This is a genomic window from Haloechinothrix salitolerans (genome assembly GCF_042662605.1).
Lineage (GTDB): Bacteria > Actinomycetota > Actinomycetes > Mycobacteriales > Pseudonocardiaceae > Haloechinothrix_A > Haloechinothrix_A salitolerans.
On the sequence record NZ_JBHSXX010000001.1, the window covers coordinates 4,839,294 to 4,861,509 of the forward strand.

Here is a 22,216-nt window from a genome sequence, read left to right on the forward strand (position 1 = left end):
GGTCTCGCGTAACCTCACGCTGTCATCAGTTCTTGCTGTTCGGCTTCGATGTCCAGTTCACGGAACCGCGCTTTCGCCTCCGCGAACACCACGGCCAGCCTGTCCACCATGTCTTCCGTGATGACCATGCCCAACGAGCCGCCACGTGACCCGAACTCGATTTGAAGTTCTTCCCCGTACACGTCTGGCTTAATGGAACATGACGAGTCCAGATTGACCCACGCGCTGACCGCGATTCCTTGATGAGTGAACATTTCCCGTTTCCCTTTCATGCTGCAATCGAACTAGCTACTTGATGTGCAAACCGTTCTTGCCGAATCGCCCATTCAGGGCTCGTCTCAAGCGAGCCCATTTCTTCGTCAATGAGCGCCCGAAGGTGCTTTCGTGCGCGGTAGGCCAACGCCGCAACCGCGTTGGCACCGAGGTTCAGTGTCACGCCCGCTTCCGCGCAGGACTGGCCTTCCGCCACGGTGAGAATCAGCACCAGGCGGTACCGGCCGGGCAACCGGTCGAACGCGTTTGTCAACGCCGATTCCGTCGTATAGGACGCCACCACGTCAGCGGCATACGCCCCTTGATTCCGCGCGACGGTAGCCATGTAGTCGTTCACGGTTCGGTCCTCCAGCGCCCGACGCCGAGCCCGGCTCGCGCACTCGTTGCGAATCGTCGTACATAGGTAGGACCAGAACCCGTCATCGGTCGGCCCTTTGCCGCGCTGCATCACGCCGAATATCCGTGCGAATGACTCGCTCACAATGTCGTCCGCCTCGTGCGGGTCTACGTACCGGAGCGCGAATCGTCGAGCCTTCCACTGGTGCAGCTCGAACAGGTGCCCGCAGTTCAGCCGTAGCAAGTCTCTCGGTCCGCCGGTCATCTGCGCCCACCCTCTATGAGTGCGTGCCTGCCGGTGGACCGTTCGCGCATGGGTGGTACCCCGTGGCCGGGCCGGGCGTCGGGGACCAGCGGCCCGACCACGGGGAGTTCGGTAGTGCGCTCCGCGTCCGGCACACGCGCCGGGGACGGGACGGACAGGTTGTAGCGAAACAGGCCAGGGTTCGAGTCGTGGGCACCGCCGTAGAGCTGAACATCTACCGGAACGATGCGTTCAGTTCGCTCAACCGGATCAGGTTCCGACTCGCCGGAATCCTCATCCAGCCATTCCGGGGCATCGGCCACGGGGTAGTCCCCTTGGTCCTCGCTCTCGTACTCGGCGTTGACTCGTTCGATGACGGCGGACGCGGAGAAATGCGAATCGTAGTTACTTCGAGCGCTGCGAAAGGGGCGCGCTGTCCACAGCAAGCCGCCGTAGAATCCGGCGAGAACGGCAACGAGAATCGCGCCGATGAGCACCAAAGACGAAACCATGCCTGATCACCGCTCCCCATGATCACGGGACGGCTTGCCGCGCGTCACCGCGTACACCAGTTGGCCGAGCACCAGCAGGACACCACCCACCGTGAGTAGAACGTCGAACGCGGTCACGACCCACCCCCGACCAGACCGGATGACGCCGAGCGGTCCGAGAGCGCCTGAGCGGGTACGACCGGGACCGAGAGGGCCTGACGGGCCGCCGCTGGATCCGGGATCAGCAGACGGGCTGTCTGGATAGCCGGAACCCCGTCCAACGTCGGGTCCGCCAGACTTTCCACGGCGTCCAACCAGGCCAAAGCCTCTGACTGTGGCACCGAGACGCCGTCCGGGTCCAGTGCCTCACCGACCATGAACGCGGCCACCTGAGCCCAGACATACAGCGGGAGCAGGGGGCCGGGTGCGCCCCCTGACGGTGCTTCTGCGCCGCAGGTCGAGCCTGCCAGGGGGCGCCTTCGCGACCCATCCGAGCCAGGTACACCGCCCTGCGCTCTACCCTGGGGAGCCATGAGCCACAACCTCCGCCTGCTAGGTTCACGGGAAACATGTGTCCGTGGGAAACATGTGTCCCTGACCTTATGGGAAACATGTGTCCGATGACATACCCCTGATCAGGTGAACTTCATGGGGCAGCGTTGACACGCTGCTACGTGCGCATGTGAGTGGGCGTGACAGAGAGGGTGATCAGGTGGCCGAGGCAGTCCAGACGATTCCGCGCGTGTTCCTTGGTGAGGCGCTGAAGCAGTTGCGCGCGGACTCCAAGAAGACCTTGGACGGCGCGGCGGAAGCAGCGGGCAAGGATCGTGCGCGTCTCATCAAGGTCCTGGATGGCAAGGCGACGCTTCTTGCGGAAGAACTGGAAGCGCTTGTGGACTACCTCGAAGCGTCGCCGACTCGCCGCAAAGAGATCCTGGCGCTGGGTGTCGAGGCGCGTAAGCGCCCTACCGATAGTCCCTACACCGATCTCGTGGAGGGGTCATATCGCCGGGTCGCATGGCTTGAAGCGATGGCGAAAGATATCTGGATATATGAGAAAGGTATCTACCCATACCTGATTCAGTCGCCCGAATACATCGACGCATTAATGAGTGCTTCCGAAGGGATCTGGTGGGACGAGTCGGGCGACGAGCGTTCCAAGCGCGTGGCGTTTCGCATTGAACGTCAGCGGCTGGTCTTTGAGGCTGAGAAGAAAAAGCAAGTAGAGATCATGTTCACTGACGACGCGCTAACCGCCGAGGTCGGCAACGCCGAAGTAATGCGCAAGCAGTGTGAACATGTTCTGCAAGTAATAGACAAATACGCCAATATGACCGTCCGCATCGTGCCCGCGACGGCCAAAGACAATCCAGCGCAACACGGCGGGCTGTCCATGCTCAGGTTTGGCGAAGTTCTCCGACCAGTTGGTTTCCTTCCTGTCGTTTACGGTCCTTCTACCTATTTCGACAAGGCGACGGACACCGAGCGACTGTTGCGAGCGTTCAACAAACTGCGAGAGTTGGCACTCTCGCCGGAGGAAACGAGGAGATACTTTGAATCAAGCTAAGAGGAGAAACTGAGATGCCGAAACCTGCGCGTGACACCGGCTGGTTCAAGTCGTCGTTCAGCGGTGGAGGAAATGACCAATGCGTAGAGTGCCGCATTATTGACGGCATTGGCGTTCTCGTTCGCGACTCCAAGAATCCGGACGAGCCGCCGTTCCGGTTCACGCCGGATGAATGGTCGGCGTTCGTCAAGGGAGCCAAGGCGGGCGAATTCGATCTTCCAAGCTGATCGCTTTCCTTGTTGACCGAGGTTATTTAACGGGGGCCGTTCCAGGAACGGCCCCCGTTTGGGTTTGTTGCGCCCCTGCGTGGCACTTGAAAGATCGCTCACGTCACCCGAGCTACCGCGTAGCGCTGTCGCCCAGTCCTGTCAAGGGGACGCCGGTTGGACATAGTGTGATTAAGATCACATTGACTTGCGTACTGTGATGTGGGTGTGCCAGCTTGAAAGTCCTGCCAGTGGCAACCGGACAGGTTGCGAGGTTAGCAACTCGTTCGGCTTACCGCTGGCAGGCGTTGCACGGTTGACCGGCCGGGCGGGTCCCCGTCGTAGGGACGCCTGGAGTCGAGGTCCCGGCAACGTGCGTGGTGCCGGGCAGACCGGGCGTGTTGCGCGTGCCCTCTTATGCAGCGCCGCCCCTGTCGATCCGTCGTTGCCCCTCGGGCGCGCGTGTGCCGTCCTGAGATTTGTTGCGCTTGGCCTTGCGCAAGTGTCCGAGGGTGCACGCGCCGTCACGTCATGCCACCACTTTCTTTATCACGTTTTGGTTTCGGGCCTGGAAAAGTGGGCCGTTTTTCGGAGTTAGGGGGTGCAAGGGGAACCAGACCGCCGGGTGTCCCGAGTGGACGCGGGCGGTGACGAGATCAGAACTCGGACAGGAGATTAGGTCATGATCAAGCGTGGTTACACGGATGTGGATGTGCGCAACGATGCGGCGTGGCCGCGTGGGTTCGCGCCGGAGGAGCAGATGCCGCCGGAGATTCGGCGGGCGGAGCGGTTGCGGGGCCGGGAGACCGGGTACCGGTTGGCGGAATCGCTGATCGCGCACGGCGTGCCGGTGGAGACAGCGGCGCTGCTGATGGCCGTTCCGCATGAGGAGCGCTCGGAGCAACGGCAGTGGACGGTCCGGGTGCAAGAGGCAGAGCTGGCCGGGGACACGCGGTTGTGCTCGATGCCGGTACGCGGGTGCCGGGAGCACGGGGACACCCTGGTGTGGCGGGCCGGTCAGTGGCGGTGCCGGGTGCCGAAGTGCCGGGGCTACCGGCCCGCCAAGCACCAGCGGCGGCACTGCGACCACCGCGCGGTGGCGGTGATCGACTATCCGTCCGGGCATCAGCGCCGCGTCTGCGCCGGACACTTGGCGTCCGAGCGCGCGGTGTGGGCGGACGCGCCGGAGGGCGTCACGATTCGCGTCATGGCCCGCTTGGCGGTGCTCGATGGTGCCGGGGCGGGTCGGTGACCAGCCTGCCGGACGCGGTGCGCGCTCGTGGCCGTGGGACACGATGGCGGGTGTGGCTGCAACGCGGCGCGGCCGGGGTGGTCGCGGCGGTGGCCGCGTACGTGTCGTATGACCATCAGTGGGCGTTCGCCCTGGCGCATGGTGCGCGTGGGATCGCGGCGGCGGTGTGGCCGCTGAGTGTGGACGGGTTGTTGGTGCTGGCGAGCCTGGCGCTGCTGGACCCGGCGCTGACGGTGGCGCGGCCGTGGGTGCGCGTCGTGGTGCGGGTGGCGTTCGTGGCCGGCGTGGTGGTCTCGCTCGCGGCGAACGTCGCGGCGGCCGGCCGCTGGGACTGGGCTCCGGTGCTGGTGGCCGGGTGGCCGCCGCTGGCGTTGCTGCTGTCGGTGGAAATCCTGATCCACTCGGCCACCCGCGACACTCGCACCGAGACCCAACCTCTTGTCACGGGAGAACCGGGAGACTCCCGCGTTCTCGATCTCGGGGCCGGGACCGGCGAGACCGTCTCGCCCGGCACCGACACCCCGGCCGCCGTGGGTGCTGGACGGCTCGACTCCGTGTCCGGCCCGGACGAGACCGCGTTGTCGGGTCGGCGGGTGCGGCGGGGTGAGGCGCAACGGGTGATGTGGGAGCACTACCGGTGCGCTCTCGCGCAGGGGCGGACGCTCACGGGCGCGGAGCTGGACCGGATCGCGGGTACCCGCGACTACGGGCGCGCGGTGCTGGCCCGCTGGCGACGAACCGGCCGGATTCCCGCAACTTCCGACACCTCCGAGAATCGTTCCACTGTGGACGAGAGTCGGGCCGCGGAACCGATCACCGCGGGGCCGGTCTCGACGGTGGCCACCGAGACAACCGAGTCGAACGAGACTCCGGCAAGTGGTTCCGGCGGTGGCGTGACGGCGGTCGAGAGTTACCGCGACACACAGGAAGCCAACCGTGATACCGGACGCGCGGCCAGGCCGGTCGAGTCGGGCAGGGCCGCCGCATGACACCCGTAACCAACGCTGCCGCGCCGGGCCGCCCGCCGAGACGGCCCCGGCGGTCACGGGAGAACCGGGAACGCGGCCCGCCGTCCCGGTGACGGCGTGACTGTCCATGCAGGACAGTCGAGACAGGGTGAGAACTGAAGATTGACCGAGTGCGCGTGCGCGAACGACCAGTGAAGCGGTTGTTCGGTCACGGCGTGAGCCGTGCTGCGCGCAAAACCCCGATGATGAGGAGTTTTCCTATGCTAGACAACGACTTTAGCACATACCTGGTGGCGGCACCACCACTGACCCCGACGCCAGGTCCGGGTTCGTCCTGTGTGGACGCGGGGTCGCCGGTCGGGTCGTTCATCTGCGATCCGTCCACGGCGAACGGCTGGCTGTCAGCGCTGGCGTTCACGCTGTGGCGGTGGCTGCAAGTGTGGTGGCCGCTGCTGGCGGTGGCCGCCGCGTTGGCGCTGACCACTGGCGCGCTGCTGGCGCTGGCGGTGCGGCGGGCACGCCGAGACGCGGTGGCGTCGTCGCGGTGGGTGGAGATCGTTCCGCCCGCGTCGATGCCCCGCGATGCGGCGGCGGCGCTGTGGCACGCGTTGGCGGGGATGCTGCACCGCACTCGGCGGCGCGGGCTGGCACCACGTCAGCTCGCCGTGGAGTTCGTCTCTGACGCGGGCAGGGTGCGGGCCGGGGTGTGGGTGCCGCCCGCGCTGGCTGTGGGACCAGTCGCGGACGCCATTACCCACGTATGGCCCGGCGCACGGGTCCGCGCCAACGCTCAGCCTCCTTTGTGGACGGTTGATCCGGACAGTCCGCGTGTGCGGGTGTCGGCGGCGGAGGTCTACCCACAGGGTGGGCCGTGGGTGCCGCTGATCGACCCCAGCCCCCGCGCCGTGCGGCCGGTGGACGTCGGGGAGGCGGACCCGTTGCGCGGCGCGCTGGCTGCGCTGTCCCGGTTGGGTTCGGGTGAGCGGGCGTGCGTGCAACTCGTCGTCACCCCGGAACGCCGGACCACCTCGGGCGGGCGGAGGGGGCCGTCGTCGTGGTGGGCGCGCGGGCTGCTGGGCGTGCTGGCCCTGCCGGTACGGGCGGCGCTGGCCGTGGTGGACCTGTTCCTGCCCGGCCCCTCCGGGGCGCGTGCGGGCGGGCCGACGGTGCGTCCGCACGGTGCCGACCGGCCCGACGAGGACCCGGTGGCCGAAGCGCGGCGCAAGGCGATCACGGTCAAGCAAGGCCACGGGCCGCACCTGCGAGCCACGCTGCGCGTCGCCTACGCCGGGCCGGGCACGCGGCGGACGCACCGCCGGGCGCTGTCGGTGCTGGCGGGCGCGTTCGACCTGGCCGCCCCGCTGGCCTCGCTGCGCACGCACACCACCCGCCACGCCGGTTCTCGGCTGGACGGGCGACGCCCCGCCCGTGCCCGGTACACCTTCGCCGCCACCGTGGGCGAGCTGGCCGCGCTGTGGCACCTACCGGAAGAACCCACCCAGTACGGCATGGCCGACACCGTGACCCGCATTCGCCCGGCGGGGCGGGACCTGCCGCACGTTCGCCGGACACTGCGCCGCTCCAATCCTCACCCGCCCACCGATCAGGAAGGAACTCGCGATGAGGCAGCCTGACCCCATCATTCGTCGGTCCACCAGCGGGCCGAACCCGCGTCCCGACCGAACACACGGGCACGAACACGGGGAACCGCGCCGGGGGCCGCGCCGGTTGCGGCTGACCCCGGCCGAACACCCTGCCCGCCAACACCCGAAGCCGCTCGGGGTGTCCAACTGGGACGACTCGGGCGACGTGATCGGCATGGAGGTAGCCGACGCTCGGCATCACGTCCACGTGCAGGGCGTGACCGGCTCCGGCAAGTCCACGTGGCTGGCGAATCATGTGCTGGCCGAAGCGGAAGCCGGGCGCGGTGTCGCGCTGCTGGACTGCCAGGGTGACCTTGCCCGCAACGTGCTGGACCGGCTTCCGGCCCGCTGCGGCGACCGCCTGATCATTCTGGACCCGGCGGAAACCGAGGCACCCCCGGCGTGGAACGTGCTCGCTCCCGTGCCGGGCGCACGCACTGCAAGCGCGGGGCGGGAGTGGGCGGCCGAAAACGTGGTCGGCGTGTTCCGGCGGCTGTATGCCGCCTGGTGGGGGCCGCGCATGGACGACGTGATGCGCGCGGCCTCTCTTACGCTGGCGCGGCGGCCGGGCTCCACGCTGGCCGAGGTGATCACCGTGCTGACCCAACCGGGATGGCGGCGGGACCTGCTGGCCGAGTACGGCGAGCCGGACGGGTTGGACGGGTTCTGGGACGGCTTCGATCAACTGTCGGTCGGGCAGCGCGCCCAACTGTGTGGGCCGATCCTGTCCCGGTTGCGCGGGGTGCTGTCGCGGCGGTTCGCCCGTGACCTGCTCGGCGCGGCCCGGTCCACGATCAACCCCACCGACGTGTTGGACGGCGGAATCCTCATCGCCCGATTGGCGAAAGGAGAAATCGGGGAGAACACCGCCCGGCTCGTTGGGTCGCTGTTGCTGTCCGGGTTGTGGTCCCACGCCATTCGCCGTTCCGCATTGCCGCCGGAACAGCGACGGGACGCGACAATCGTGGTGGACGAGTGTCACAATTTCCTGCATTTGCCGATCGGCGTGGACGACACCTTGGCGGAAGCGCGCGGTTATCGTATTTCGCTGGTGCTGGCGCATCAGCATTTGGCGCAACTGCCGGTCGAGGTGCGGGACGCGGTGAACGCGAACGCCCGCAACAAGATTGTGTTCACGGTGTCCCCGGATGACGCTTCCAAACTCGTGCGGCATGTGGCACCGTATTTCACCGAGATGGATTTGTCCCGGCGGGGCGCGTTCGAGGTCGTGGCCCGGATCGTCCACCACGGACACGACTCCCCGCCGTTCACTCTCGCCACCGAACCGCTACCTCCGGCCGTCCCCGGTCGCGCGGAGGCGTTGCGGGCCGCCGCCAGGAGCCGGACCGGGTTGCCGCGCGGTGAGCGGGACGTCACCGGCATGGCGCGCAAGGTGGACTCCAAACCCGGTGTGACCGAGCTTCGCCAGTCTGACCGGTCCACGCCGCAGGAGCGAGGCATCTCCCCCGGCACCTCGCCCAGCAACTCCCCTGGCATCTCCGGCGGCACCGTAAGGGCTGCCGGGGGAGATGCCGCCCCCGACTGGGGTCTTTCCGCTGGTCAGCACTCTGAGGAGGAATCGTGGCGCGAACCCGACTGGCTTCTGTAGCCACTCGCTCCACCATCACAATCACCCCTGGCAGCGTGGCTGAGGCCATCGACGCACAGCGTCACCTCACCGACCGGGACCGGCTGCTGGTGCGCCTGCTCGCCGAGCACCGCGTACTCACCACCGAGCAGCTCACCCGCGTGGCGTTCACCAGCCCGATCACCGCGCAACACCGTCTCGCGCGGTTGACCGCGCGGGGCGTGCTGGCCCGGTTCCGTCGGTGCCTGCCGCAGGGCTCCCAGTCGTGGCGCTACACGCTGGGAATGCTCGGCGTGATGATGCACGCCGCGCGAACGGGCCACCCCATACCGCGCCCGTCACGTATCACCGAAACAATTCTGTCACTCGCGGAATCCCCGCGACTTGACCACCTGTTGGGAATCAACGACTTTTTCACCCGCCTTTACCATGATGCGAACAATCACCGTGAAAACGTCCTAGTCGATTGGTGGCCTGAACGGAAAATTGCAGAATCAGTGGGTGAAATAGTCCGCCCGGACGGCTACGGGAAGTGGCAGGGAGACACGCGTAGTGTGAGTTTCTTTGTTGAGTACGACAACGGAACGGAGACGCTGGAAAGGTTGATCGGAAAATTTGAGGGATACCGAAATCTTGCGATGGCCGATATCAACCATCCGATTCTGTTCGTGTTCTCGGAGGTGAAACGACAAAACAATTTCCACCGTGTGGCGTCCGGGCGGTATCGGGAACTGTCCGGGCTGTCGGTCGCCAGCACCGCCGCCACCGACTACGCCGACGCCAGCCCCGCCGGGCCGGTCTGGCTGCCCGTCGCTGCCCGTGAACGCCGACGCCTGATCGACCTACCCCAACCGGCCGCGCGCCCCCGCGCGGCCTGAGCACCCGTGCCGCCAACCGCACGCGGAGAGGAGGGCCGCCAGACGAACCCACGCCTGCCGATCCTGCCGACCTTGCCGAGAGGAGCCGCCGCGATGCCACCCCGGCCACCACACCACGCATCCGCTCAGATTCGCTCACGTCGTGCGCCGAGTGCCCGCCGTCACCTCACCCCGGTGTCCGATCCTGCTGCCGATGAGGAGTCCACAGGGGACGGGCCGGGGGTGTTCTCGCCCGGCCGTCTTCGTGCCTACCGGGACCTGTACGGGTACACCCGCGTAGCACTGGGCGACCGGACTGGACTACCCGCCGACACGATCACCGCCTATGAAGAAGGGACCGCAACACCACCAGCCGCGCACCTGGTTACGCTTGCCGCCGCGTTGAACGTCCAGCCTCGCGACTTCACGGGGCCGTCCGGCGCGGACAACTCGTGGGAGTACTGGGGGCTGATCTGTGCGGCCATGCCACCGATGACCGCTGACCAGATAGCCACGGTGGCGACTGTGCTCCGCCGTATCGACAAGCACCGCGAACGCCCGGACGACCCTCCGGCGTCCGAGCGGCCACGGGCCGCGTAGCACGGGCTGACAACACACGTGAGGGGTGTTCTCCGGCACTGGGCCGGGGAACACCCCTCACGGCGGTTGTGGGCTGTCTGGGCGGGCTCGGGCGGGTCACCCCGCGTCCGCCAGCGGGGCCGGGGCCGCTGCCTCGATCAGCCGCAACCGGGACTTGTCGAACGCGCGCTTGCCGTTGCGCTGGTAGCGGTCGATCACCAGCCGGTCCCGACCCAACGCGGACAACAGCATGGCGCGCTTCTCGGCGTAGCCGCCCGCCTTCCACTGTTCGTCCAGCTCTTCCACGCTCTGAGCCTCGGTCGGCCCCTCCGGGTTGCCCCCGGACAACGACAGCCGCTCAGCCGTCAGCCGGGCAAGATCAGCGGCAAGCGGTTCGTTCGCCGCGTCGAAGCTATCCAGGGTCATCTGTCGCGCGCCCAACCGCTCCGACAACGCGCGTTGCAGCGCCTCACACCGTGCGATCTCGTCATTGACCTCCGCCAGGCGTTCCGCGACCTTCGACCGCGCGGCGGAAATGGCCGCCGCGTGCCGCGAGTCCGACAGCCGCCGGAGCGTGAACACGCGCAACTCGTGATCCACGGCGCGCACGTCGGCATACACCCGGCCGCACCCGCGCCGGTCCTTGTTACAGAAGTACGTCGCCCGTGGAGTGCCGTCCGGGTAGGTGTTCTTGTCGCTCTGCGCGTGGGCGGACAGCTTCGTGTTGCACACCCCACACCGCAGAATCCCAGTCCCCACGTAGCGCTCACCGACCACCCGGCCGCGCTTGCGTCCGGCAAACAACGCTTGCAGCCGCTCAAACGTGCGCTGTTTCAGGATCGGGTCACCCGGCAAGCGGCCCACCGGCTTGCCGTCGTGCTCGATGATCCCGCCCAACGACTTGCGTTTCAGCGTCTCCCGCACCGTGACCTGAACCCATTCCCGCCCGGCCGCCGTACGCAACCCCGCCTTGTTCCATTGCCGCGCGATCTCCCGCACCGACGTTCCGGTCAAGATCGCTTCGGCCGCATCCCGGATGGCCTGCCGCTCGCGCTCTACCAACTCCATAGGCACCATCGGTTGATCGGCCTTGGTCTCATCCGGGCCGGGCTTCCACGTCGCGTCCTTGCCGGGGAAGCCGAACCGGCGCGGCCCGCCCGTCTGGCGTCCCTGGTCCCGGAACGTAGCGAACCGGCGCTTGATCCGCCGGGACGTGTCATCCGACGACCGGGCCGCGTGCGCTACCTCGATCCGCAGAATGAACCGGTCATCCGGGTCCGCCAAGTCCCGCTCACCGTGAGCGGAGTAGACCTTGAACCCGCGTTCACCCAGCTCGATCAGCTTTTCCAAGTCGCGCGGCTGCCGGAAAAGGCGGTCGGTGTGCCAGACCACGATCCCGTCCGACTCGCCCGACTCCACCCGCTCCAACAGCCGTTCCCACCCCGGACGGCGGACGCCACGCTTCCACGCCGACAGCCCGTCTTGCAGCTCCTCACCCAGGGCCGCCCCAACCCGATCGACAACCTTGCGGTTGTCGGCCCACTGGACGTCGATCTTCTCAAGCTCGCCCGTCTCCGGCACCCGTGACAACCGGCCGTAGGAGTCCAGCACGGGCGGCCGGTCGGCGCTCTGACCTGCGGTAACATCGCGTTTGCGGTTCATGACACCCACGGTACGACCGCAAATGTTGGGTCGCCAACGCGTCGTTCAGCGCACGCGGGTCCGCACCCGCAACGGCAGCGCACGACGTGCCGTGGCCACGGTGTCGTGCCCGAGGGCGGAGCGCACCGACGTCTCCGCCAGCTGCGCCAGTTCCCGGCGGTCACCCGCACGACCGGGCGCGATCTCGTCACAGACGACGACGTCCACCACCAGGCCGCGCAGTCGCAGCACTCGCAGTACCGAGGTGAACAACGACTCCGGGCCGAGGAACGCCGGGCGCGTGGTCTCGGTGCCGTTGGCGAGCCGGTACCGCAGCGCGATCGGTCGCACCGGCACGCCGCCGTCGATGGCCGCCTGAAACGGCGCGGGCACGAACGGCCCACTCGCGGCCCCGCACCACGTCGTGCCCTCGGCGCACACGTTGACCAGCGCACCGCCGCGCAACGCGTCGGTCAGGTCGGCGACCGTGCCCGGCAACGTCGACAGCCGCTCCCGGTCGACGAAGATCGTGCCTGCCCGCGCGATGAGCCCGCCGAGCACCGGCCACTCTTGGATGTCGGCCTTGGCGACCGAGCGCATCGGCGTCAGCGCGTTGATGGCGGGGATGTCCAGCCACGAGATGTGGTTGCTGACCACGAGCACGCCCCGGCCGCCGGAGCGGGCTTCGTCCACCAGGTCGTCGCCGCCATGCACGACGAGCCGCGCCCCACACGCGCGCAGCAGCCGCGCACAGCCCACCCGGACGGCGTGCCGTCGCTCATCTCCCGACCGTATGAGGACGTGCGCCGCCGCGACGACGAGCGCGATCAGCAGCCGCGCCATTCGGAAGAGCGTCCGCAGCAGCCCCACCCGGGACGAATCGGAGTCGAGGCAGCCCGTGCCACACGGCGACGTCGGCATCCACGCGTGCATCAGCCCGCCCCCAGAAAGAACCGCAGGTAACGCTCGTTGAGCTGGTGCAGGTCGAGCAGCACGAAGAAGTCCGCGACGTCGAAGTCGGGGTCGTACGCTGGCGGGCCGCACACCTGCGCGCCCAGCCGCAGGTAGCCGCGCAGCAGCGGCGGCAAGATGGGGCGTTCCGGACGGGCGGCGTCGCTGGGGTCCCACGGGTGCAGCGGGGTGACGCGGCGGGTGTCGGGCGCGTAGTGCTTGGCGCGCACGGTGTCCCACACGCCCGACGCGAGCGCGCCGCCGTCGGCCAGCGGCACCGACGCGCAGCCGACGAGGTAACGGTGCCCTGACAGCAACATGTAGCGCGCGATGCCCGCCCACACCAGGCTGACGACGGCGCCGCTGCGGTGGTCCGGGTGCACGCACGACCGACCGGTCTCGACCAGGTTGTCGCGCAGCGGCTGGAGCGAGGTGAGGTCGAACTCGGTGTCGGCGTAGAGGCCACCCGCCAGCGCGGCGCGGTCGGGCGGCAGCATCCGGTACGTGCCGACGACCTGCTCCGACGTGTCGTCGCGGACGACGAGGTGATCGCAGAAGGTGTCGAACGGGTCGATGTCGAGGCCCTCGAACGGGCTGGCCAGCCGGGCGCCCATTTCCCCGGCGAAGACGTGGTGGCGGAGCCGCTGGGCGGCGACGACCTCGTCGCTGCCGCGCGCGACGCGCAGGGAGTAGCGGGGGCCCGCGCCCTCGGTGTCATCCGTGCTGGTGAGCAGGAGTGCGGAAGTCATGCCCGTAGGTGTACGGGCCGACGATGAACCCCGTTTGGTGACGCGACAGGCGTGCGGTGCACAGCGCGTGAACGTGCGGTACTCGGGGCCCAGACAGCGCCGAAGGGCACCTTCGGCACGTTATCCGTACCGAAGGTGCCCTTGGGCTCAAGTCACGCCGAAAGCGTCAGCCCTTGCGCTTGGCGACTTCCTCCTGCAGCTGCGGGGCGACCTGAAAGAGGTCTCCCACGATGCCGTAGTCGGCGATCTCGAAGATCGGCGCCTCGGGGTCCTTGTTGACCGCGACGATCGTCTTCGACGTCTGCATACCGGCGCGGTGCTGGATGGCACCCGAGATACCCAGCGCGATGTAGAGCTGCGGCGAGACCGTCTTACCGGTCTGGCCGACCTGGAACTGCGCGGGGTAGTAGCCGGAGTCGACGGCGGCACGCGACGCGCCGACGGCCGCGCCCAGCGCGTCGGCAAGGCCCTCGACCACGGAGAACTGCTCGGAACTGCCGACACCACGGCCACCGGAGACGACGACTGACGCCTCGGTCAGCTCCGGCCGGTCGCCACCGACGACCGGCTCCACACCGGTGACCTTGGCGGCCTTCGCGGCGTCAACGGCTGGGACGTCGACGCTCTCCTCAGCGGCCGCGCCCTGCGCCTGCTCGGCGTCGACGCTGCCGGGCCGCACGGAGATGACCGGCGCGCCCTTGGTGGACTGCGACTTCACGGTGAAGCCGCCACCGAAGATGGACTGCTCGACCGTGCCGTCACCCTCGACGCCGACGGCGTCGACGAGCAGGCCGGAGCCGGTCCGCAGCGCAAGGCGTGCGGACACCTCCTTGCCCTCCGGTGTCGCGGCGACAAGCACCGCGGCGGGCGACGTCTTCTCCGCCAACGCGGCGAGCACGTCGACCTTCGGGGCAACGTGGTAGGACACGACGTCGTCGGACTCAGCGGCGTAGACCTTCGCCGCGCCATAGGACGCCAGCGTCTCCTTCGCCTTGCCCGCCGTGCCCGGCGCGCCGACAACGACGGCCGACGGCTCACCGAGCGCACGAGCCGCGGTCAGCAGTTCGGTGGTGACCTTCTTGACCTCGCCGTCAACGTGGTCGACGAGTACCAGGACTTCAGCCATGGTTCTATTTCCTCCTCTTCGCCGCAGCTCGTCAGATAAGTTTCTGGCCGACCAGGTACTCGGCGATCTTCACGCCGCCGTCGCCGTCGTCCTCGACCTTCTCGCCAGCCGTGCGCGGCGGCTTCGGCGCGGCCTCAGTGACCTTGGACCACGCGTTGTCGAGGCCGACCTCGCTCGCGTCGAGGCCAAGGTCGGCCACGGTGAGCGTCTCGACCGGCTTCTTCTTGGCCGCCATGATGCCCTTGAAGGACGGGTAGCGCGGCTCGTTGATCTTCTCGGTGACCGACACGACGGCGGGCAGGTTCGCCTCGAGGTGGGTGATGCCCTCGTCCGCGGTCTCCCGGTCCACCTTGATCGAGGTGCCCTCGACGGTCAGGTGGTGCGCGTAGGTGAGCTGCGGCATGCCGAGCAGCTCCGCGAGCAGCGCCGGCACGGCGCCCGCGCCACCGTCGGACGACTCGTTACCGGCGATGACCAGGTCCACACCCTCGACCCGGCCGATGGCCGCGGCGATGACCTTGGCGGTTGCGAGGATGTCGGAGCCATGCAGCGACTCGTCGGACACGTGAATGGCCTTGTCCGCGCCCATCGACAGCGCCTTGCGGATGGCGTCGGTGGCACGGTCGGGGCCGACGCAGAGGACGGTGACCTCGCCCTCGCCTGCCTCCTTGATCTTCAGCGCCTCTTCGACGGCGCGCTCGTTGATCTCGTCGAGCACCGCGTCGGCGGACTCGCGATCAAGAGTGTGGTCTCCCTCGGTGAGCTTGCGCTCCGAGTAGGTGTCAGGCACCTGCTTGACCAGGACAACGATGTTGGTCATGGGTCCTCTTCGACCTCCGTATCTCTGCCTCACTCCGGCGTTGCCGGTCGCGCGGCGCTGGTGCTCGTCTCTGCGCGGCGTCACGCACTCGCGCACTCAACGTAAGCGCACGTCGGTGAATCCGCTCTCCGGACGCATCGGGCGACGTCCGGCCGTTGGTCTTACTGACCGGTAGATTAGGCGTCTTTCGCGCGCCGGCAACGCCGGGGTGACAGCTTTCACCTGGATGCGCGTTTTTCCTGGACCATCGTCCAAATAGTTATTAGCACTTTCGTGCAGGTTCTTTACGCCTCTCATCGGCGCACGTCAATCGGTTCTCGTTGACAACCTCACGTGGCGCTCGTCACACTGATCACGCCGCCGAACGAGAGGACCGTCCATGGGGTTGGAGACCGCGCACCCATCAGCCCAGTCAGGTTCGACCGCACTCGCCGATCACGCGCTCTCCGCCCAGTTACTCGCCGCACACCGCGACGACACCGCATGGCTGGCCGAACACGTCGACGGCTGCGTGCACCCTTGGCTGGACGGCTACACCTGCGCGTACTGCGAGCTACCGGTGCGCACCGACGGCGACCATCGCCACCCCGGCTACGGCATCGTCGAGCACACCGACGGCCCCGAGGCGGCCCGCGATCCCGACGCCCCACTACGAGTGCTGCACCGGTTCTGCAGCCGCATGCGCAAGTGCCACGCGGCACCGGGTGACTCCCACGCTGACGACGTCGAGCACTACGGCATCGCGCTGCGCCGCGCGTGGCTCGGCTGGGCCACCGACCAGTTCCTGGGCGGCGTCAAGGAGCGGCGCTTCGGCGCGAAGCACTACGAACGCCTCGGCCTGCATCCGGACAAGCTGCGCAATCCCGCGCTGTTCCGGAAGTACTGGCTCGTGCGCAAGATGCGCTGTGCGGCACACGCGATTCATTACTACACCGGCTTACCGCGCAATCCGGATCGCGGCTAGACACCCTGGTAGCGACGGGTGACGAATTCTGGCCGCGAATGTCACCACTGGCGGTGAGAACCCCCGCCACGGCAACGACACTGCCCGTGTCTCACTTCACACGAGCGCCGACGGCGCGCTACGTTGGCGCAATTACAGATCGTGTGATGCGGAGGCGCTGTGCTCATAACGCTGATCCTTGGCCTGCTCATGACCGTGGTTGGTCTGGGCTTCGCGGCCAAGCGCGTGCTGTGGCTGAAGAACCTGATCATGTCCGGCCAGCCGGCCCCTGGCAGGACCGACGGCGCTGGTGAGCGCGTCAAAGCGCACCTGCTGGAAGTGTTCGGGCAGCGCAAGCTACTGAAATGGTCGATCCCCGGACTGGCACACTTCTTCACCTTCTGGGGCTTCGTCATCCTCGCCACGGTCTACCTTGAGGCCTACGGCGCGCTGTTCGACAAGGGCTTCGCGATTCCGTTCATCGGCGACTGGGCGGTACTCGGCTTCCTCCAGGACTTCATCGCGGTCGCGGTGTTCATCTCGCTCGTCGTGTTCACCGTGATCCGGCTGCGCCAGGCGCCGGAACGCAAACAGCGCGCGTCTCGGTTCTACGGCTCGCACCTCGGTGGCGCATGGATCACGCTCTTCATGATCTTCAACGTCATCTGGACGATGTTCCTGTTCCGGGGCGCGGCGTCGGCGGCTGGCCACTTTCCGTACGACAGCGGCGCGTTCGTATCGCTGGGCGTCGGCAACCTACTCGAGCCGCTGGGCGAGGACGTCAACTTCGTGCTGGACCGAGTCGGCTTGCTCGCCCACATCGGCGTGATGCTGGCGTTCCTGATCTTCGTGCTCCACTCCAAGCACCTGCACATCTTCCTCGCGCCGATCAACGTCACGGTCAAGCGCATGCCGGACGGCCTCGGCCCGCTGCTGCCCATGGAGTCCGACGGCAAGCCCATCGACTTCGAGGACCCCGACGAGGACGCCATCTTCGGTCGCGGCAAGGTCGAGGATTTCACCTGGAAGGGCCTGCTCGACTTCGAAACCTGTACCGAGTGCGGCCGGTGTCAGAGCCAGTGCCCAGCGTGGAACACCGGCAAGCCCCTCTCGCCAAAGCTCGTGATCATGGACCTGCGGGATCACCTCAACGCCAAGGCGCCGTACCTGATCGAGGGCAAGGAAATGCCCGAGGAAGGCTCGGTCACCATCGAGCCGAACGGACATGACGGCCATGGCGTGCCAGAGTCCGGCTTCGAGCGGGTTATGGGTTCCGGCCCGGATCAGGCGGTGCGCCCGCTGGTGGGCACCGCGGAGCAGGGTGGCGTGATCGACCCCGATGTGCTGTGGGCCTGCACATCGTGCGGCGCGTGTGTCGAGCAGTGCCCGGTCGACATCGAGCACGTCGACCACATCATCGACATGCGCCGTTACCAGGTCATGATCGAGTCGGAGTTCCCCAGCGAGCTGGGCACCCTGTTCCGCAACATGGAGAACAAGGGCAACCCATGGGGCCAGAACAACTCCGAACGGATGGACTGGGCCAAGGAGCTGGACTTCGAGGTCCCGGTGTATGACGGCGAACTGTCCGACGATACCGAGTACCTGTTCTGGATCGGCTGTGCTGGCGCATTCGACGACAACGCGAAGAAGACAGTGCAGGCCACGGCGGAGCTGCTGCACCTGGCGGGCGTGAAGTATGTGACGCTCGGCAAAGAGGAGACCTGCACGGGCGACTCCGCGCGCCGCGCCGGCAACGAGTTCCTGTTCCAGATGATGGCGCAGCAGACCGTCGAGATGCTGAACAGCGTGTTCGAAGACCGCGAACCGGTGCAGCGCAAGATCGTCACCACCTGCCCGCACTGCCTCAATACGCTCGGCAGGGAGTACCCGCAGTTGGAGGGCCACTACGAGGTCGTCCACCACACGCAGCTGCTGAACAAGCTGGTGCGCGACGGCAAGCTCACCCCGGTCAAGCCGCCAGCAGACGGCGGCGGGCCGTCGGTGACGTACCACGACCCGTGCTACCTCGGCAGGCACAACAAGGTCTACTCCCCGCCGCGTGACCTGATCGAGGCGACTGGCATGAAACACGCCGAGATGCCCCGGCACGCCGACCGCTCGCTGTGCTGTGGCGCGGGTGGTGCGCGGATGTGGATGGAAGAGCACATCGGCAAGCGGATCAACCTGGAGCGCGTTGACGAGGCGATCGACACGCTGGGCGCACAGGGCGATGCCACTGGCACGGTCGCGACCGGCTGCCCGTTCTGCAAGGTGATGGTCTCCGACGGGCTCACACAGCGGTCCAGCGAGAACGTCGGCAGCAACGTCGGCGTGAAGGACGTTTCCCAGCTGCTGCTGGAGTCGGTCAAGCGCGGCGACGGCAAGGCGTCGGCTGCGACGACGGCGTCCGCCGAGGCAACGTCGTCAACGTCGTCAACGTCGGACAGCGACGGCTGACGGCGACCGGCCAACCACCGAACGACGCAAGCGCACTGGGCCCGGGAAGTTCTGGGCACCAGTGCGCTCGCGTTACGTGCACAGATAATCAGAATCAGATAATCTGATTAAATGAAAGAGATGACCGCTGCCGAGGCGGCGCGCAACTTCTCGGCCGTGTTGAGCGCCGCGGAACACGGCGAGACGGTCCTAGTTACGCGCTCTGGCCGCAGAGCCGCGTTGATCACTCCTGCGCCGCGATCGAGCGGGCGTGCTCTGCGTGCCGTGTTCGAGGACTACCGCACTCACCCAATCGTTGACGACGACTGGACGACCACCATCGACGAGGCACTCACTGCGGTACACCCCGATGAGGATGTCGATCCGTGGAGCGCCTAATTCTGGATACCGGTGTCCTTGTCGAAGCGGCCCGAGGACGGTTGGCGCTGGACGAGATCTCCGACGAGAGCGATCCAGCCGTGCCCGCCATTGTCGTCACCGAATACCTCGTCGGAGTCCAGCTCGACAAGGACCCCGGTCGGTGCGCGGCGAAACGGGATTTCCTCACCAAGGTCTTGAACACGATTCCGGTTGAGGACTACACCGTCGGCGTCGCGGAGTCGCACGCTGAGCTGATCGCGAACACCCGCGCCGGTGGGAAACCGCACGGTCCGCATGACTTGATCGTCGCGGCTACCGCCCACGCGACGGACCGGACGATTCTCACCACCGACGGCCGGGCGCGATTCGATGCGCTCCCCGGAGTAACCGCTCGCGTGGTGACATCCAGTCGATCTTGAGCATTTCTGGTTGCCCGGACGACCACGGATGCTCAAGATCCACTCGCTCGGGACCAGGTCAGAGCCGGGTCAGATCACGCCCAGCGGCCAGCCCCGACGGCGCGTGGTCCGGCCTGCCCCGAACGCAGGCCGGACCACAGTGCGCCGGGCCGTCGCCCGACGCGAACAGGCGCTAACGCCCCGCGCCCACCAACTCACGTTCCTCGGACTCCGACGTCTGCCGCAGCTTCTCGCCCTCGATGTCGACGCTAGGCAGGATGCGGTCCAGCCATGCGGGGAGCCACCACGCCCACCGGCCGAGCAGCGTCAGCAGCGACGGGATGATCACCATCCGGACGATGAAGGCGTCGAAGAACACGCCGACGGCGAGCGCGAAACCCATCGACCGCGCCGCGATGTCGTCTTCGAGCATGAAGGCGCTGAACACCGAGATCATGATGATCGCGGCAGCGGTGACGACGCGGGCGCCATGGTGGTACCCGTGCATCATCGCGTCCCTCGGCGACCGGCCGTGTACGTACTCCTCACGCATCCTGGTCACCAGGAACACTTGGTAGTCCATCGCGAGACCGAACACGAGCCCGATCAGCATGATCGGCAGGAAGCTGACGATCGGGTGCGGGTCGCTGACCAGACCGAACGCGCCCTCCTGGAAGATCAGCACGGTCGCGCCGAACGTCGCGGCCATCGACAGCAGGAAGCCAAGGGCCCCGGTCAGCGGCACCAGGATCGAGCGGAACACCAGGATGAGCAGCAGGAACGCGGCACTGGCGACGATGACCATGTAAGGCACGATCGAACCAAGCAGCTTGTCGTCGATGTCCGCGTAGATCGCGGTCGTGCCTGTGACGCCGTACGCCACGCCGTACTCCGCCGCGAGCCGTTCCTCTGCGTCGCGCGCCTCGGACACGAGATCCTTGGTGACCTGGTTGTTCGGCCCGTACAGCGGCACGGCCTGGAACATCGCGCCGTCGCCGTTCTCGCTCATGCGCGGGCCGACGACGTAGTCCATGGCGTCATACGACTCCAGCTCACTGCGCAAGTCACCCAGCGCGCGCTCGCGCAGGCCCTCCGGAGTGTCGCTGAGATCAACGGCGACCATCAGGACACCGTTGGACCCCTCGCCAAAGCCTTCGGTGCGCAGCTCGTACGCCTGCCGCACGGTGCTGTCCTCCGGCATGCTCTCGTCTCCTGGCAGGCCGAGGCTGAGGTTCAAAGCGGGAATGGCGAGCACACCGAGCACGATCACACCCGCGGTGAGCGTCAGGGCAGGTGCCTTGGCGATGAACCGGGCGAACCGCTGACCGTTGGTGACGTAGCTGTCGTCCTCCGGGTCGTGCTTCGCCACGAACGGGATCTTCGGCTTGAACAGGAACCGCCCGAGCGCCCCGAGCAGCGCGGGCATCAGCGTCAGCGCGACCAGTACGGCGAACGCCGCCGCGAGCGCCCCGCCGAGTCCCATGAACGTCAGGAATCCGATGCCGACGACACTGAGCCCGCACAGCGCGATGATCACGGTCATGCCCGCGAAGACAACGGCGGTGCCCGCGGTGCCGACGGCACGACCAGCCGCTTCCTCCGGCGTCGGTGCGGAATGCAACTCGTGTTTGAAGCGCGAGACGACAAACAACGCGTAGTCGATGGACAGCGCGATGCCGATCATGGACGCGAGGAACGTCGTGAAGCTGGGGATCTCGATCACCGACGTCCCGATCATGATCACGGCGGTCGCGGCCCCGAGGCCGACGATCGCGGTGACGATCGGCACGAACGACGCGATGATCGCCCCGAACGCGATGATCATGACGAGGAAGGCCACGCCCATGCCGATCAACTCAGCCGTGCCGCCCGGCGCTTCCTGCTCCATCGCGATGGATCCGCTGATCTCCACCTGGAGCCCAGCGTCGCGGGCGACGTCCGCGACGTCGTATGCCACGTCCCGGTCAGCCTGGGTGATGTCCTCCCACTTCTCGATGGTGAACGGGACGTCGAGCAGCGCCACCGTGTCTGGTCGCTGGTCGGCGAGCACGTTCAGCGGCGCGCCGGAGCACCGCGCCGTGAACTCCTGTCCTCCGCGATCCGGTGTGAGACAGCCCATCTCGGCAGCGGCGTCGACCGGGTTGGCCAGCGGCGCGCTGTGATCAACGATGTCGAGGCCGTTCAGCTCGCGGATCAACGCGTCGATGGCCTGCTTGTTCTCCGGGTCGGTGAGCTGCTCCCCCTCCGGCGCGGCGATGACGTAGGTGCCTGTCACCGCATCGAACTCGAACTGGGCGGACATCCCGGGGAAGTGCTCGTCCATGATCTCCGTGGCCCGCTCCGACGGCAGGTCCGGCATGGTGAAGTCGTCTTCCATCGGCTGAGAGACGACGCTGGCGAGCGCGCCGAGGCCGACGAGCACGATGAGCCAGATCGGTAACACGACCCATTTGCGCCGGTAGGCCAGCTTGCCGAACCGGTACAGGTACACGGACACGGGAACTCCTTTTCACAGCCCTCGCACGGAAATAACCGGATAACGCGCTCATCCTGGCGAGGATGGGGTCACCCAGGCATCAGGGATGGCCCTGAGATTCACCCCAGGTGTAAATCGCTCCGGCGGCGCGAGCATAGGTGAAATTCCCTCACTTGCGCCGCCCGATACTGAGATGGAGCTGAGAGAACACGGCGTGATCTCCACCACCGGGGTGTCGGATCTGTACTACTCACGCCGCACACCTGTTTCGCGACGGTTTCTCCCGGG

The 22,216-nt window shown here is 67.2% G+C and carries 21 protein-coding genes; 12 read left to right on the forward strand and 9 right to left on the reverse strand.

The window, feature by feature from the left end; translation table 11 throughout:
- Window positions 1-14 precede the first annotated feature (14 nt).
- From ACFQGD_RS22930 to ACFQGD_RS22940, 3 genes are read right to left on the reverse strand one after another with little or no spacing between them, the layout of a single operon-like run.
- Window positions 15-254, reverse strand: a complete 240-nt coding sequence (locus tag ACFQGD_RS22930; RefSeq protein ID WP_345394002.1) for a hypothetical protein — start codon at window positions 252-254, stop codon at window positions 15-17.
- A gap of 14 nt (window positions 255-268) precedes the next feature.
- A complete protein-coding gene (locus ACFQGD_RS22935) occupies window positions 269-874 on the reverse strand; it encodes an RNA polymerase sigma factor (RefSeq protein WP_345394005.1) in 606 nt (201 codons plus the stop codon).
- Window positions 871-1,365 carry a hypothetical protein gene (locus ACFQGD_RS22940; RefSeq protein ID WP_345394008.1) on the reverse strand — a complete coding sequence of 165 codons (495 nt, stop codon included), beginning with the start codon at window positions 1,363-1,365 and terminating at the stop codon, window positions 871-873. The genes ACFQGD_RS22935 and ACFQGD_RS22940 overlap by 4 nt, the downstream gene beginning before the upstream one ends.
- Before the next feature lie 691 nt (window positions 1,366-2,056).
- On the opposite strand from ACFQGD_RS22940, the gene ACFQGD_RS22945 reads away from it, so the two are divergent.
- From ACFQGD_RS22945 to ACFQGD_RS22980, 8 genes are all read left to right on the forward strand, one after another.
- Entirely contained in the window at window positions 2,057-2,911 is an 855-nt protein-coding gene (locus tag ACFQGD_RS22945; RefSeq protein WP_345394011.1) for a helix-turn-helix domain-containing protein, read from the forward strand.
- 14 nt (window positions 2,912-2,925) lie between these two features.
- Entirely contained in the window at window positions 2,926-3,138 is a 213-nt protein-coding gene (locus ACFQGD_RS22950; protein WP_345394014.1) for a DUF397 domain-containing protein, read from the forward strand.
- A gap of 661 nt (window positions 3,139-3,799) precedes the next feature.
- Window positions 3,800-4,369, forward strand: coding sequence for a hypothetical protein (locus ACFQGD_RS22955; protein ID WP_345394016.1), 570 nt, complete (start codon window positions 3,800-3,802; stop codon window positions 4,367-4,369).
- Window positions 4,366-5,358, forward strand: coding sequence for a DUF2637 domain-containing protein (locus ACFQGD_RS22960; RefSeq protein WP_345394019.1), 993 nt, complete (start codon window positions 4,366-4,368; stop codon window positions 5,356-5,358). The genes ACFQGD_RS22955 and ACFQGD_RS22960 overlap by 4 nt, the downstream gene beginning before the upstream one ends.
- Window positions 5,359-5,597: 239 nt before the next feature.
- Window positions 5,598-6,971 carry a hypothetical protein gene (locus tag ACFQGD_RS22965; RefSeq protein ID WP_345394022.1) on the forward strand — a complete coding sequence of 458 codons (1,374 nt, stop codon included), beginning with the start codon at window positions 5,598-5,600 and terminating at the stop codon, window positions 6,969-6,971.
- Window positions 6,958-8,589: a type IV secretory system conjugative DNA transfer family protein gene (locus ACFQGD_RS22970; protein WP_345394025.1), complete on the forward strand. Its 1,632-nt coding sequence runs from the start codon at window positions 6,958-6,960 to the stop codon at window positions 8,587-8,589. The genes ACFQGD_RS22965 and ACFQGD_RS22970 overlap by 14 nt, the downstream gene beginning before the upstream one ends.
- Before the next feature lie 35 nt (window positions 8,590-8,624).
- Entirely contained in the window at window positions 8,625-9,446 is an 822-nt protein-coding gene (locus tag ACFQGD_RS22975; protein ID WP_345394028.1) for a replication-relaxation family protein, read from the forward strand.
- A 174-nt stretch (window positions 9,447-9,620) separates the two neighbouring features.
- A complete protein-coding gene (locus tag ACFQGD_RS22980) occupies window positions 9,621-10,025 on the forward strand; it encodes a helix-turn-helix domain-containing protein (protein WP_345394031.1) in 405 nt (134 codons plus the stop codon).
- A gap of 96 nt (window positions 10,026-10,121) precedes the next feature.
- On the opposite strand, the gene ACFQGD_RS22985 is transcribed toward ACFQGD_RS22980, so the two are convergent.
- From ACFQGD_RS22985 to ACFQGD_RS23005, 5 genes are all read right to left on the reverse strand, one after another.
- Window positions 10,122-11,666 carry a recombinase family protein gene (locus ACFQGD_RS22985; RefSeq protein ID WP_345394034.1) on the reverse strand — a complete coding sequence of 515 codons (1,545 nt, stop codon included), beginning with the start codon at window positions 11,664-11,666 and terminating at the stop codon, window positions 10,122-10,124.
- Between the two features lie 45 nt (window positions 11,667-11,711).
- Entirely contained in the window at window positions 11,712-12,581 is an 870-nt protein-coding gene (locus ACFQGD_RS22990) for a lysophospholipid acyltransferase family protein (protein WP_345394399.1), read from the reverse strand.
- Entirely contained in the window at window positions 12,578-13,345 is a 768-nt protein-coding gene (locus ACFQGD_RS22995) for a GNAT family N-acetyltransferase (protein ID WP_345394037.1), read from the reverse strand. Before ACFQGD_RS22995 ends, ACFQGD_RS22990 begins: the two co-directional genes overlap by 4 nt.
- A gap of 166 nt (window positions 13,346-13,511) precedes the next feature.
- Entirely contained in the window at window positions 13,512-14,471 is a 960-nt protein-coding gene (locus ACFQGD_RS23000; protein WP_345394040.1) for an electron transfer flavoprotein subunit alpha/FixB family protein, read from the reverse strand.
- A gap of 31 nt (window positions 14,472-14,502) precedes the next feature.
- Window positions 14,503-15,291, reverse strand: coding sequence for an electron transfer flavoprotein subunit beta/FixA family protein (locus ACFQGD_RS23005; RefSeq protein WP_345394043.1), 789 nt, complete (start codon window positions 15,289-15,291; stop codon window positions 14,503-14,505).
- Between the two features lie 379 nt (window positions 15,292-15,670).
- On the opposite strand from ACFQGD_RS23005, the gene ACFQGD_RS23010 reads away from it, so the two are divergent.
- The 4 genes from ACFQGD_RS23010 (at window position 15,671) to ACFQGD_RS23025 (ending at window position 19,473) form a co-directional block, all read left to right on the forward strand.
- The gene (locus tag ACFQGD_RS23010; protein ID WP_345394046.1) at window positions 15,671-16,255 is read left to right on the forward strand and encodes a hypothetical protein; all 585 of its coding nucleotides are present in this window, start codon (window positions 15,671-15,673) and stop codon (window positions 16,253-16,255) included.
- A gap of 159 nt (window positions 16,256-16,414) precedes the next feature.
- Window positions 16,415-18,694 carry a (Fe-S)-binding protein gene (locus tag ACFQGD_RS23015; RefSeq protein ID WP_345394049.1) on the forward strand — a complete coding sequence of 760 codons (2,280 nt, stop codon included), beginning with the start codon at window positions 16,415-16,417 and terminating at the stop codon, window positions 18,692-18,694.
- Window positions 18,695-18,805: 111 nt separating this feature from the next.
- Complete coding sequence (locus ACFQGD_RS23020) at window positions 18,806-19,072, forward strand: type II toxin-antitoxin system Phd/YefM family antitoxin (RefSeq protein ID WP_345394052.1); 267 nt, start codon at window positions 18,806-18,808, stop codon at window positions 19,070-19,072.
- Window positions 19,060-19,473: a PIN domain-containing protein gene (locus ACFQGD_RS23025; RefSeq protein ID WP_345394055.1), complete on the forward strand. Its 414-nt coding sequence runs from the start codon at window positions 19,060-19,062 to the stop codon at window positions 19,471-19,473. Before ACFQGD_RS23020 ends, ACFQGD_RS23025 begins: the two co-directional genes overlap by 13 nt.
- 172 nt (window positions 19,474-19,645) lie before the next feature.
- Here ACFQGD_RS23025 and ACFQGD_RS23030 read toward each other — a convergent pair whose 3' ends face one another.
- The gene (locus ACFQGD_RS23030; protein WP_345394058.1) at window positions 19,646-21,949 is read right to left on the reverse strand and encodes an MMPL family transporter; all 2,304 of its coding nucleotides are present in this window, start codon (window positions 21,947-21,949) and stop codon (window positions 19,646-19,648) included.
- Window positions 21,950-22,216 lie beyond the last annotated feature (267 nt).